The organism is Rhodococcus sp. Q, from assembly GCF_005503035.1.
Lineage (GTDB): Bacteria > Actinomycetota > Actinomycetes > Mycobacteriales > Mycobacteriaceae > Rhodococcus_G.
On the sequence record NZ_SCOY01000063.1, the window covers coordinates 1 to 12,899 of the forward strand.

Consider the following 12,899-nt stretch of genomic DNA (forward strand, 5'->3'; position numbering starts at 1 on the left):
ACTCGCGGTCTGGAACGTCCACTACAACTACCATCGACCCCACACTGCCGCCGGAAACCGGCCGCCAGCGACCCGACTCCACGCCGGTGTCACCAACGTCATGGCCTCATACACCTAGATTGTGTCCGCATGTTCCTAACTGAATAGATCAGGCTGGTCGGTTTGGGTGTCGAACAGCTTCATCTGCTGAGGCCGACGGTGAACGCCGAGGGTGACGACTCGCAACGCCTCGCGCAATGACGTGACGGTTCGTTCCCATCCGTGGGATTCGTGGGCGCAGGCGTCGGCCTCCTCGAGGTCGCCCGCATCGCGGGCTTCGTTCGAGGAGTTGTACCAGGCGATCTCCTGCTCTTCGCTGATGTGCAGATATTCGAGGATGGTGTCGCGGTCGAAACCGCACACCGTCGCGACCTGCTCGGCGTCGAGGGCGCCGCCGCCACCCGGGTCCAGGTGCAGAAGTGCGAGGAGTCCCGCCGGCAGATCGGGCTCCGGTTCTTCGACCTCGTCGACGCCGTCGTCCGTACGAGTGAGCTCTCCGTTGAAGCGGTGGGCGAACTCTTCATCAACGGTGTCGAGAAATGCTGCCATGCAGTCAAGTTGATCACTGAGTTGCTGCGCGGAGAACGGCGCCGCGGGAAGGTCGATGGCGGCGTCGACCTGATCGCTGTCCCACGTCAAGCGAATGAACCGGTACTCGGAGTTGAAGTCGGCGAGAACCTCGGCGGCGCGAGCACGGTCGGTGACACCGGTGATCAGTGGGACCAGAATCCGCAGTTGTGGACGTTCCGGATCCGGCAGCACAAAAGCCTGCATGGTGCCGAGGGTGAGGACGAAATCGCCTCCCTCGTCGGTGACCGGGGATGTTCCGTACTTCAATTCCAGTGCAAGGGAAATCGCGGTGTGCAGCTCGTCGTAGTCGGTCGGGAACTCGACTTGGGGAGGCGTCGGAACCACTGCTTCCAGTGGAGCGCCCGCCGATCGGGAGCGCAGGGCGACCGGTCCCTCGGAATCGCGGGCGTAGATGAAACAGGGATGCTGGATGCCGCCGACCTGACGGAGAAACTCGGCCGACAACACGGCGGCGCGGTCAGCGAACCGAACAGGCATGTCTGCCCGGACCGAGTCCGGTTCGCCCGTCGGCAACCACCCCTGGCCGGTGACTCTGCCCAGCAGCACCTGGTCGACTGCAAGCCCGGCGCTCCGCGCGACACACACGAGGTAACCATCCGACACCTGGTAGTCCACCGTGACGGACAGTGCGGTGAGATCTGCCGACGCCGCTCCGACAATGAAGTAGTCGTCGCGATCCATCGCCGCCAGCTGATTCGCCAACTCGATGCGGAACTCCCGCCACGACTGCTCGACTGCGCCGTCGAAGGTGTTCGTCTGAATCATGTGTGCCCCCTGCCTCCCGTGTGGTGGAGACGGTACGGGGAGGCACCGACAGGCTGGTCTGGCGAGCTCGAGATCCGCGGGCAGTGTTCAGAGTGAGGATTGCGCGCCAGGTCCTGCAAACCTGATGTGGTGGTCGCGAACGGATGGGGTGACGCCAGTGGCGGGCGTTGTGTGCGCAGAAGAGTCGGTGGTCGGGATCGGGATGGATCGTCTGACGCCATGTCCGGACCCAGGTGGTCAGTCGGTTCGTTTGGGTAGGAATGGCCGTTGGTCACTCCGCTAGGCTGTTGCCGCGCGCCGCGGGGGAGCGTAGTGATCCGGGGGGATTAGGCGGTGGGGGTCAGTGAAGGCGGTCGTGCGGAGCTGCGCGCCGAGTTCGAGGCGTTTCATCAGGGGTTCGGCCATCCGGCGTCGCTGACCGCCGCATTGCGGGACGCGCTCCTGCTGCTTCCCGTCACCGACGATGACCGGATTCTCACCGGCACCATTCGCGGCATCGACTGGTTGTGCGTGTTCACCGACGAGGAGCAGTTCGCCACGTACCTCGCGGCGCGGGGCGAGACGGCGTCCGCGCGATTCCGCACGTTGTTCGGCCACCGAATCCTCGACGAGATCCTGCCTGCGTTGGCGCGGCCGACCGGTGTCGTGGTCGACCCGGCCGGTGCGGCGCCGATGGCGTTTCCGCCGGACGTCGAGCAGGTGGAACTGTGACGGACCTCGAGGTCGATCCGCAGGTCCTCGTCCAGGCGGCGGCCGGCATCACCGCGATCACCGACTCCCTGGCCGAACTCGGCGTCGGTGAAACCGCCTCGATGGGGCGCGGATTCTCGTTGCTGTCACTGTCGCCGCTGGAAGCCGGCGGACGCGACGTGCAAGGGGCGTTCGAAGAGTTCGTTGAACGTTGGTCCTGGGGTGTCCGTCACCTGGTGCAGGCGGCGAACTCGATCGCCCGCACGCTCGACCTGAACGCCGGTCGTTACCACGACATGGAGCAGGCGGCCGAGACGATGCTCAAGACGGCGTGGACCGACATCGTCGGCAACCCGCACCTGAGTAGTGAGGAAATCGCCGATCGGGACTGGGGCGAGACCTTCGCAGACAACCCGATCAACAACGTCGTGAACGCCGATTACAGTGCCGATTCGTTTGCTGATGCATACCAGTCGATTCGGGGGAATGTGGCGACCGCGGCCGACGCCGTGACCGGTACAGCAGGCGACGGGGGAGAATCGCAGTGAGCTGGCTCAGTGACCAGTGGGAGGACGCCAAGGGATTCGTCGACGATGTCGGCGACTTCGTCACGGACACAGCTGAATCCGGTGCGGAGATGGTCGGGCAGGTGATCGACGCCGGACTCGACGGCGCGGCGCGGACCGCCCGCAACCTCGGCGCGGACACCATCGCGGACACACTGACCGATCTCGGCGACCGAGTCGCCGACATCACCGGTGGCGCGATGGACGAACTCGAACTCGGTCAGACGGACGACCCGCGCGACCTCGTGCGCGGCGACGCGGCAGCGATTGCCGAGGCCGCCACCGTCCTCGGCGAGCTGGCGTCGAGCATCGCCGGCGTGGGTACGTCGCTCGCCACGGTCGACGCTGCCGGTTGGACCGGAAGTGCTGCAGACGCTTTCAACGCCGTCTACGACGAGCAGCCGAGACTGTGGCGCGACGCAGCCGAGGCGATGACGACGGCTGCGAACAGCCTCACCACGTGGGGCCATGCGGTCGAGGCGGCTCAACGACGCGCCGCGGACGCGATCGCGTTGTGGAACGAAGCCGAGCTGGCCGAGGCCGCGGCCGGTGACGATGCCGCCGACACCTGGAGCGATGCCAAGGTCGCGGCGACAGAGATCCTGCGCGGAGCCCGCGCCGAACGCGACGGCATCGCCGGACAGATCGTGTCCCAGCTGTCGGGGGCCACCGAGACGGCACCGACCGAACCGCCCTTCACCGACCGCATGTTCGCCAACGCGACCGACCTGTACGGCACAGGGGAGATGGCGCGCAACAACTTCGTCTCGGGGTTGGTCACGTCGCTCACCGGGATCGTCGGGTTCGTCCGCCAGGTCAACCCCAGCGACAGCTACAACCTCACTCACCCCGCCGAGTACGCGGAGTCGATGTCGGAACTGGCGAGCGGGCTGGTCATCGCCGCGTCAGACCCGGGAGCTGTCGTCGAGGCGATGCTGACGGACCTCCGGGAGAATCCGTTCGAGGCGATGGGAAGCCTCACCGGGGACGCAATTCTCACGCTGGCGACCGGTGGTGCCGGGAGCGCCGGATTCGTCGCTCGCACGACCGAGGACATCGTCGACATCGCCGATGGGCTCGGCGACGCCTCGCGACTCGCCGACCGCCTGCCGGACGGTCATCACCCCGACGCACCCAACTCGACCGCCGACCACGACACTTCCCCGACATCGGCCGACGCCGGGTCACCGGACGCCGATGTTCGGCACGATCCAGCGCCCACCCCAAGTCAACTCGCCGACGCGGACGGCGGCGCGCATCAGAGCGCGACGGACAGCGGAGTCGAAGCGGACCGCACCGGGCATCAGAACACCGAGGGCGGTGACCCAGTCGACGTCGCCACTGGCGAATTCCTGCTACCGGAAATCGATCTCGCGTTGCCCGGCGTGCTGCCACTGAGGCTCGGTCGTCGACACCGATCCAACTACCGGTTCGGACGCTGGTTCGGCCCGAGCTGGTCCGCAACACTCGACCTGCGGGTCGTGGTCGAGGAAGCCGGTGTCACGTTCCTCGCCGAGGACGGCGTCATGCTCACCTACCCGCACCCGGAGGTAGACGCGGAGGTGCTGCCGACGTCCGGGCAGCGCTGGCCGCTCACCCGCACCGACACCGGTGGCTACCGCGTCCACGACCCGGACCGCCGGATCACCTGGCACTTCGCACCGAAGGCCGAGCTCGGTGGGGTGGATGTCGCGCTCGGCAACGTGTCGATCAGCGCGGTCACCGACCGCCATCGCAACCGCATCGTCTTCCACTACGACACCAACGGTGCGCCGCGGGAGATCGCGCATTCCGGCGGCTACCGGGTGCTCGTGACGGCCGCGGCGGGACGGGTGACGTCGCTGTCCGTCGTCGACGGCGACGAGGCGGTGCAGGTCCGCCGGTTCGGCTACACCGAAGGCAACCTCACGTCGGTGACGACCGGGGAGGGCGGCGTCACCCGATTCGAGTACGACACCGACGGCCGGATGCTCGCGTGGGTCGACGACAACGGCACCCGCATGGACAACACCTACGACCCGGACGGCCGCGTCGTGCTGCAGCGGGGCACCGCGGGAATCATGAACTGCCGCTTCGACTACACCGACCTGCCCACCGGCCGCGTCACCGTCGTCACCGATTCCGCCGGTGCGGCCACCACCCACGGCTTCGACACCGACCTGCGGTTGCGTGACCTGATCGACCCGGTCGGCGGCCACACCCACACCGACTACAACAACCGCCGCGAGCCGCTGCGGGTCCGCACCCCGGACGACGCCGTCACCGGCTACTCGTACACGCCCGACGGGGACGTCGCCCGCATCACCCGCCCTGACGGCGCAACTGTCGCGGTCGACTACTCGGCGCCGAAACAACCTGCCGCCGTGCATCACCCGGACGGCGCGACGACCCGTCAGCAGTGGGACGAGCGCGGTCGGCTCGTTGCAGTCACAGACCCGATCGGTGCGCGGACGTCGTACGGGCACCACGACACTGGCGCGATCGCGCGGGTCACCGACCCCACCGGCGCCACGACCCTCGTCGACTGCGACGCGGCAGGTCTGCCGATCGCCGTGACCGATCCGTCCGGCGCCGTGACCCGGGTCGACCGGGACGGATTCGGTCGACCCGTCCGTCTCACTGACGCGGCCGGCGCCGTCACCACCAGACGATGGTCACCCAGCGGCCGGCTGATCGAGGCCACGGATGCCGACGGTGCGGCCGAGACGTGGCGCCACGACGGCGAGGGGAATCTCCTCACCCACGTCGACGCGGTCGGGGGCGTCACCGAGTACACATATGGCGCGTTCGATCTGCTGGCCGCCCGCACCGACCCGGACGGCACGGCCACCAGGTACACGTGGGACACCGAGCGGCGCCTCACCGCCGTGACCAATCCGCTCGGTGACACCTGGACCTACCGGTACGACCCGGCCGGTCGACTGGTGTCGGAAACCGACTACACCGGCGCGACCACCACCTACACCCGCGACGCGATGGGCAGGCCCGCGACCGTGACGGCCGCGACCGGCGTCACCCGCACCCACAGCTACGACGTCCTCGGTCGACTGACCGAGGTGCGCGCCTACACGGGCGAGTTCCGCCGCTTCACCCACGACGTCGCCGGCCGCGTCACCGTTGCCGAGTCGGGACTGCTCGATGACGTCACGCACACGATCGAATTGGACTACACCGCAGCAGGTCTCGCATCGAGCGAGACGGTGGACGGACGCCGAACGGGATTCGAATACGACCTCGCGGGCCGCCGCACACGCCGCCGGTCGAGCGCGTCGGGCGGCGACACGACCTGGCGGTGGGATCCCACGGGGAGGCTATCGGCGCTCACCACCAATGGCCGCACGGTCGCGTTCACCCACGACCCGCGTGGAATCGCCTCGGGCTGGCAGGTCGGCGAGGTCGCGGTGGCACAGTCCCACACGCCGTCCGGACGTCTCGCCGCGCGGACCGTGACCGCGCATCCCGTGAAGTCGCTGAACTTCGGACTCGACTCCGAAGCGGGTGCTGCGACCAGCGTGCTCCGCGAGGACGCGTACGAATACCGCGCGGACGGCTACCTCACCCGACATTCCGCGGTCGCGAACGACGGGCACCTGAACACCGAGTACGCGCTGGACCCGGCCGGACGGATCACGACCGTTACCCGAGGTGACGGGCCGGGCGAGCGCTACGGATACGACGCGCTCGGCAACATCACCCACGCCGGCGACGACGGCCGCGAGTACCGCGGAAACCTGATCACCAGCAACGGACGCACTCGCTACCACCACGACGCAGCCGGCAGGCTCGTGCGCAAGGTCGTGAACCGTATCTCCCGCAAACCAGATGTCTGGCACTACCGGTACGACGCGTTCGACCAGCTGGTCGAGGTCCTCACCCCCGACGGGCAGCGCTGGACGTACACCTACGACGCCTACGGTCGCCGGACCACCAAATCGAAGGTGGCGGACGACGGGGCCGTCACCGAACGGACCCGATTCACGTGGGACGGCACCCGCCTCGTCGAACAGGACGCCGGGGGCGATGTCACGCGGTGGACTTACCAGCCCGGAGGGTTCACCCCGCTGACCCAGTCGCGCGTCGATGCCGAATTCTTCGCGATCGTCACCGACCTCGTCGGCTCACCGGTCGAACTGGTGGATCCCGACGCCGGCACCGTGATGGGTTCGGCGTCCGCCGACCTGTGGGGACGGGCCAGTTGGCACGGTGAATCGACGCCGCTGCGATTCCCCGGCCAGTACTTCGACGACGAGACCGGCCTGCACTACAACCTGCACCGCTTCTACGACCCAGCGCTCGGACGGTATGTCACGCAGGACCCGCTCGGGCTGGCGCCAGCGGCGAATCCGAGTGCGTACCCGCACAATCCGACAGGGTGGATCGACCCGCTGGGGTTGACGCCTGAGGCGTGCGACGGTGTCTCGCGAAACGTCGCATTCAACGAGGCCAAACAGGATGCTGGGATCCCGCGGAGTCAGCAACCATTCGACCTGACACGTCCCGAGATGACGGATATGAACGGCAAGAAGATTCTCGGCGATGATGGGCTTCCAATCAGAACGCGGCAATACTACTACTTACGTGAGGACGGGCAGGTAGTTGTGATTCAGGATCACGGCGCAGGGCACTACTTTGGTGAGGACGGAGTTGGGGATCAGGGACCGCACTTCAATGTCCGCCCACTTGGTGAAGAGCGCCACGGAAGCCTTCCTGGGACGCGTGATCATTACCCATTCGGAGGTACGCAATGAGCTGGATGGATGTCCTTCTGGATAACAGGGCCCTGCGGGCTGTATTCGGGGAAGTGGATCCCAGCCTCGATGACGTGGATATCCACGAAGTTCGCTTGGAGCGGGACGGTGGATCGCTGTTCCTGAGGCTCGACCTTGCCGAGTTTCCCGCCGTCCCGCCTAAGAAGTGGGTTGCGCAGGAAGCGAATACGGTTCAGATTGAACTCGAGTTGTCTTCCATCCACAGCCTGTCGATCGAGGGCTGGGGAACCGAGAGGGGTGCTCGCCTTGGAATCCAGCGAAACAGTAATGGGTTGATCGAACTGACATGTCTCAATGTCCCGACGATCACGGCAACGGGTGAGTGGCTGTCCTTGCGGATGATGAGAGCACACAAGAGCCTCGCGAGGTGACAGCCACCACCCGCATGAGCACGTCGTCGACGGGAATTCATCCGATGAATCCGCAATGGACTCGGCGATCGAGTCGATGGCGGGGCGAATCGCAGCGAAGTTCGGGTACGCAGCCGGCCGCCCTGACGTTGCGTTGCTCGCATTCGAAGACGGAACAGCTCTCGGAATGGAAACAGATTCCGACTACGAGCCTTGGTCTCTGTACACCCCAGAGGGTTCATTCATCGCAGCGCTGAGCGACTTTCATTGAACGGACTCGGCGTTGCACGTCATCCCGGGGGACGCGTGGCGAACGTGAAAGAGCAGGTCGTGGGATCCTGCCGATCGATAGGCGGTGAGATCTGTGGAGAGCGATTGGGGCTCAGGGTTCGGCGTTCTGGACCAGCGCGCGGCGCTGCTGGTCGCCGCGAGCGTCAGCGGCGATGTGATGGAGTTGTCAGCTGTCAGTGATTGGCTCGGCGAGGTGACGGCCGACGACTTGGTCCGCTTCGATCAGTGGGTGCGTCGTCGCTGGACCACTGCCGAGCAGCGGGCACAGATGGAACGACTCTTGCGCCTGGACGTGCTCGCCGCGCACCCGACGGTCGCGACCGCCGCGAGCGTGCTTGCACACGGCCACGTTCGGGAGCGCGCGGTGGTCGTCCTCGCCTCGCAAGAAGGCGTGCCGGCTGCACGGGCGCTCGCTGTGCGTGCCTGCGACCACGTCGGGCCCATCCGGCTTGCGGCGTCTGCCGCGGTGATGTGCCGGCTCGACGTCGATCGGATGCAGGTGATCGTGCCGATCCTGTTCACATTGCACAGGTGGCATCGGGGTTGGCGCACAGCGATATTCGACGACTACCTCGCGGCGGCCGAGAAGGCGTACGGCATCGACACCGTGTGGAGTCACCTGATGGTCAACAGTGACGTGCATCTGCGGCGCCACGCCCACGAACGTGCCCTCGGCCTCGGGGTGCTCGACGTCGAACGCGGTGTTGCCAGGTATGCGAGTGAGCGCGACGTCCTCGTTCAGCGGACGCTCGGCAAGGCGGTCTTGCAGTCGACCGACCCGGGGGTGGCCGCCCGGTTGCTCCTGCGGGGCAATTCGGCTGCCGACCGTGCCGCCGCTCTCGCCCGCTTCGACGCCGACGTCCTCGCGCGCGACGACCTCCGCCGACTCCTCGTCGACCGCTCCGCTCTGGTCCGCTTGTGGGCGCGCCGCCGATGGTCGGAGATCGGCGAGGATCCGGTTGCGACGTACCGGCAGGTCGTCGCCGACATGGCGCGACCAGCGCGGACGCGAGCGCTCGCACACCTCGGTCTCTCCGAGTGCGGACACATACCGGACGTCGCCACCTGCCGCTCCCTCGCCCACGATCGTGCGGCCTCGCTGCGGGCGATGGGCCTGCGGCTGCTGCTCGGTCGAGCCGAGCAGGACGACGCCTTCTGGCTGCTCGATGTTGTCTGTTCCGGTTCGCGAGGCGAATCGCGATGGGCACGCGCCGTCCTCGCCGCGCAACCAGGGCTCTGGACGGTGGCGGATGCGGAGTCGATGTGGTTGGCCGATACGCCCGAGACCCGGCACCGAGCGTGGAAGCTGTGCCGCGCGAGGGGACGGTGGGACGCCGTCGTCGCGGATCTCCGCGCCTGCGGGGACCCGGACCCGTTGCTGCACGGTGCGGGCCGCGCGATCCGCGCCGCGATGGCGCACTATCGGCCGCCGACGGATGACCAACGTGCACGGGTCGCCGAGTTCCTGCCGACGAGCGGCTTGCCGGATTCCCTTCAGCGGGACGTCGCCGCGCGTGCCGGTCTGCCGTACGACTGGACAGCGTCTCGGGGTCGTCGTGATCGTTGAGCGACGGGTGTTCGGCGATACGGCCCGGCCGTGGTCGAGCCGCGGGGAGGCGTGGTGACACACCGGCAGTTCGTACTGCCGGGCCTCGATGAGCTGACTTCCTACGACAAGTTGTGTGTCACACCTGTCGACGGTGAGACGGGTGTGGTCGCAATTCGGGCGGGCGTAGAGAGTGGCCAGAAGCTCGAACTCGTTGTCGACTCGCTGGGGCGATCGGTCCGACTGGTCGTGTGGGATGACGGTGTCCGAACACTCGACGTGTATCGGGAGGCCGCGACCTCACCCGGAGTCAGGGAGACGCCGGATGCCGTAGTCCTGACCGTCGACTTCGATGCAGGTGAGCTCGCAGGCGCGTTGGAGGTGTCGATCGGCCGGCACGTCCGCGTCATGGACGTGTTCCTGTTTCGATGAACTATCTGTTGGCAGGAGAAACATGGGTGACGTGCTGTGCGACTTCGTCGAGGTCGAGAGTGACGGGTACACGCGGCGGATGCTGCTCGATGTGGTGAGCGAAGCCGTGTCACACAGGGTGGTGCGCGACCTGACCCTCGACGTCTTCAACCGGACGATCGACGGCGAGAGCGATGCCTCTCGATCCGAGGAATCTCGGTCGAAGCCTTCGAGTCGGCGATCGGAGGGTGGCGATGGTGCTGATGCGTAGCGGAGGTGGATCGGCTGTGTCGTTGCGGGCGACGGTCGACGCCTGGGTGGAGGTGAACTCGGCCCAGGCGGAGGTCGAGGAACTGTCCCTTTCGGTTTCGGAATCCACCGCCGCCGATCTCCGCTCGGTGACCGTGGACCTGGACGGCCCGATGCGGCTCGGATCGTCGACTCTTTGGGAGTCCGGATTGGCAGAGCTTCAGATGGGATCGGTTCGCGACAGGCAGGTGATCAGCGAATCCCTGAGTTGGGTGAGCTCTGCCGACGTTGTCCGCTGGTGCGATCGACTGCTCGCCGCCATTCGGCGGTCGGACCGATGAGGGTGACCGTCGCGTCGCGGGCGCTGCGGGCAGGTGACGAGATCGTCGTGTCGTCGTCGGACGGTGGCGAGTGGACCGCCACCTGGAGAGGCGAATCCGGTGTCGACGTGGGTGCATGTGTCGACGTCGAGGTCGAGATTTCGAATCCGCTGTCGCGGTGGGATGTCGGACGAGCAGGCCATGGTGCCGCGGGAGTCGCGACGAGCCGGGGCCAGGTGACGGTCCGCGGGGTCGTCACGGCGACAGCGGACGACGGTGTCGTCGTTCTCGACCTGTCACCGGGCTTGGTCATGGTCGAGTTGGCGGACGCGCGGCGACCGCCAGAGGTCGGTGCGCTCATCGAATTCTCGACGACGACGATCGAGTTGTTTCCGACCGAAACATGAACCCAACCATCCTGCCCGGCGGTTGGACTCGGGCAGAATGATCCTCCGCTGTCGATATCGATTGATCGCTCTCTGAAGGGATTTGTGTGGCGACGCTCGAAAACTACTACCACGAGCCCGAACTCGGGCATCGCGACGCAGGGCTCGACTGGAGTCCGTTCCGGCACGACGACGTGCTGCAGGAGTGCATGGTCGTCGACGTCCGGTGCAATGTCATCGACTCGATCGTCGGGATCATCGTCGATCGGCGCACGGGGTTGGACGAGATCGGTGGTGACACCGGACTGATGGTGCTCGAAGGGGTGAGCCGACTCGACTGGACCGTATCCGCGACTGTCGGCCGACCGTATTCACGGTCGATCATGAGCCACAGGATGACGGTCGACGGTGATCGGCTTGCAGTGAGGTTTCACGTGCAGAAGGCCGTCCTCGATGTCGACTTCCGTCGTGGGTACTACTACGAAGGCGATGTCATCGACCTCGACCAGGCGCAACCGGACCTGACTGAGTGGCGCAGTCCGTATCCGAAGAACGGATTTCAAGAATGGGGATCGGAGTTCCGGATCATGGGTTCGGATGCGATCGCCGTCGCGTGACGGCGGGTCGACGGGAGTTTCCCAAGAGCCTTCAGATCGACACCCACCTGGCGGCGAAGGGATGTGTGACCACATGAGGTTCGTGGACATCGTCGTGTCGAAGGAACACAGGTTCTCGGTCGGTGTGGAGGAAGAATCCGGGCGGATGTTCGTCTCGATCCCGGTGAGCAGCAGGATCGTCGATTACGGGGAGTACTACGAGATCAGCGAGTCCGACTACGTGCTGTTCGTGCGGGACCCGGCCGCCGCAGTCGGGTTCGTCATGGAGTGCCGGTCGCGGCTCCATGACGACCTGCTCATCGTCGAGCCGGGATGGAATCGGGGGACACCGGTGTGAGGACTTGCGAACGCCGGACGGCGATCCTTGCGACGAGGACCGATCGCCGTGTCTGACGACCGTGGTCACCTCTCGATCAGCAGGACTGCGGGTTTCGATGTTCCGCTACTCCGGGACGTGCCGACCGACGTGCGCGCTGTCGATGTCCTAGGTGTCGAGGCGCAAGCCGGCGGCAGATGCGGGTCGCACGCCGCGGGAGTCGCGAGTGCGGCCGCTGCCGTCTTGTCGGCAGTGTCGGGGTTGCCGTCAGCGGCGTCGATGCGACTGTTCCTGATCGCGTCGACATGGCCCGCCACTCCACTAAACCGGCTGTCGGAGCTACTGGCGCAGCGGAATCGCCTGTGGCGGCAGTGGGAAAGCGACGCGGTCACACTTCCGCGCGGTCGGCGTCACGATTTCCCGATGTTGAGGGACGACGACAAGGTGCAGTTCGCAGGCTGGATCGACTGCGGACTCGACGAACTGGGCGCCGCAGTCGAGGTGACACGCACTCGCCCGGCGCTGTGCGTCCTGCATCCCGAGTCCGACGCCTGGCGGCGAGGTGTCGGCGACATGCTCCGCGGACTGGGGGACCGTTCCTCCGACCGGGGTGACCTGCTGCGTGCCTTCCTGCCTGCCGCCGAGGACGGTGTCATTCTGCTGCGCGGCTTCGGCGAGTTTGACGACCACATAGCGGGTGTCGACATGTATGCGGGCACTCGGACGATCGATGCGGTGGAGAGGCTGCTGAAGCCGGGGCCCGTCGAGTGAGGAACAACCTGGACGCCGATCCGACGGTCCCCGTCGTGCCCCGAGTGGGTGGGCAACCTCGCCGGATCGATCTGCGCGATGTCGAGGAGGCGATCATCGCCTCGACGCTCTAGGTGTACCCGGCCAGGACGTTGGTAGCAGGCGTGTCGGCTTGATGCGAAGAGAACCTCCGAGTGGGGTGTGGCTTGTCTAAGGCCCACATCCGCTCGGAGGTTCTCGTGT

General features: G+C 66.5%; 13 protein-coding genes and 1 pseudogene. 13 read left to right on the forward strand and 1 reads right to left on the reverse strand.

Annotated features, from left to right (window positions below):
• Window positions 1-118 (forward strand): annotated as a pseudogene (locus FFS72_RS26140) (IS481 family transposase); the annotation flags it as partial.
• Window positions 119-135: 17 nt separating this feature from the next.
• Here the strand turns inward: FFS72_RS26140 and FFS72_RS26145 are convergent.
• Window positions 136-1,395 (reverse strand): T3SS (YopN, CesT) and YbjN peptide-binding chaperone 1, encoded by a 1,260-nt coding sequence (locus FFS72_RS26145; RefSeq protein ID WP_137876675.1) that lies wholly within the window; start codon window positions 1,393-1,395, stop codon window positions 136-138.
• 333 nt (window positions 1,396-1,728) lie between these two features.
• Here FFS72_RS26145 and FFS72_RS26150 point away from each other — a divergent pair, with 333 nt between their 5' ends.
• The 12 genes from FFS72_RS26150 to FFS72_RS26205 all read left to right on the forward strand — a co-directional run bounded on the left by FFS72_RS26150 (window position 1,729) and on the right by FFS72_RS26205 (window position 12,677).
• The gene (locus FFS72_RS26150; protein ID WP_137876676.1) at window positions 1,729-2,106 is read left to right on the forward strand and encodes an SseB family protein; all 378 of its coding nucleotides are present in this window, start codon (window positions 1,729-1,731) and stop codon (window positions 2,104-2,106) included.
• Window positions 2,103-2,633 carry a hypothetical protein gene (locus FFS72_RS26155; RefSeq protein WP_137876677.1) on the forward strand — a complete coding sequence of 177 codons (531 nt, stop codon included), beginning with the start codon at window positions 2,103-2,105 and terminating at the stop codon, window positions 2,631-2,633. The genes FFS72_RS26150 and FFS72_RS26155 overlap by 4 nt, the downstream gene beginning before the upstream one ends.
• Window positions 2,630-7,399 carry a putative T7SS-secreted protein gene (locus tag FFS72_RS26160; RefSeq protein ID WP_137876678.1) on the forward strand — a complete coding sequence of 1,590 codons (4,770 nt, stop codon included), beginning with the start codon at window positions 2,630-2,632 and terminating at the stop codon, window positions 7,397-7,399. The genes FFS72_RS26155 and FFS72_RS26160 overlap by 4 nt, the downstream gene beginning before the upstream one ends.
• Window positions 7,396-7,791: an Imm50 family immunity protein gene (locus FFS72_RS26165; RefSeq protein ID WP_137876679.1), complete on the forward strand. Its 396-nt coding sequence runs from the start codon at window positions 7,396-7,398 to the stop codon at window positions 7,789-7,791. The genes FFS72_RS26160 and FFS72_RS26165 overlap by 4 nt, the downstream gene beginning before the upstream one ends.
• A 343-nt stretch (window positions 7,792-8,134) precedes the next feature.
• A complete protein-coding gene (locus FFS72_RS26170; protein ID WP_137876680.1) occupies window positions 8,135-9,628 on the forward strand; it encodes a hypothetical protein in 1,494 nt (497 codons plus the stop codon).
• Window positions 9,629-9,682: 54 nt separating this feature from the next.
• A complete protein-coding gene (locus FFS72_RS26175; protein ID WP_137876681.1) occupies window positions 9,683-10,039 on the forward strand; it encodes a hypothetical protein in 357 nt (118 codons plus the stop codon).
• Between the two features lie 22 nt (window positions 10,040-10,061).
• The gene (locus tag FFS72_RS26180; protein ID WP_137876682.1) at window positions 10,062-10,289 is read left to right on the forward strand and encodes a hypothetical protein; all 228 of its coding nucleotides are present in this window, start codon (window positions 10,062-10,064) and stop codon (window positions 10,287-10,289) included.
• Window positions 10,290-10,305: 16 nt separating this feature from the next.
• Window positions 10,306-10,608: an immunity protein TriTu family protein gene (locus FFS72_RS26185; RefSeq protein ID WP_137876683.1), complete on the forward strand. Its 303-nt coding sequence runs from the start codon at window positions 10,306-10,308 to the stop codon at window positions 10,606-10,608.
• Window positions 10,605-10,994: a hypothetical protein gene (locus tag FFS72_RS26190; protein ID WP_137876684.1), complete on the forward strand. Its 390-nt coding sequence runs from the start codon at window positions 10,605-10,607 to the stop codon at window positions 10,992-10,994. Before FFS72_RS26185 ends, FFS72_RS26190 begins: the two co-directional genes overlap by 4 nt.
• A gap of 86 nt (window positions 10,995-11,080) precedes the next feature.
• Window positions 11,081-11,590, forward strand: coding sequence for a hypothetical protein (locus FFS72_RS26195; RefSeq protein ID WP_137876685.1), 510 nt, complete (start codon window positions 11,081-11,083; stop codon window positions 11,588-11,590).
• A gap of 73 nt (window positions 11,591-11,663) precedes the next feature.
• A complete protein-coding gene (locus FFS72_RS26200; protein WP_137876686.1) occupies window positions 11,664-11,927 on the forward strand; it encodes a hypothetical protein in 264 nt (87 codons plus the stop codon).
• 402 nt (window positions 11,928-12,329) lie between these two features.
• Entirely contained in the window at window positions 12,330-12,677 is a 348-nt protein-coding gene (locus FFS72_RS26205; protein WP_137876687.1) for a hypothetical protein, read from the forward strand.
• Window positions 12,678-12,899: the final 222 nt, after the last annotated feature.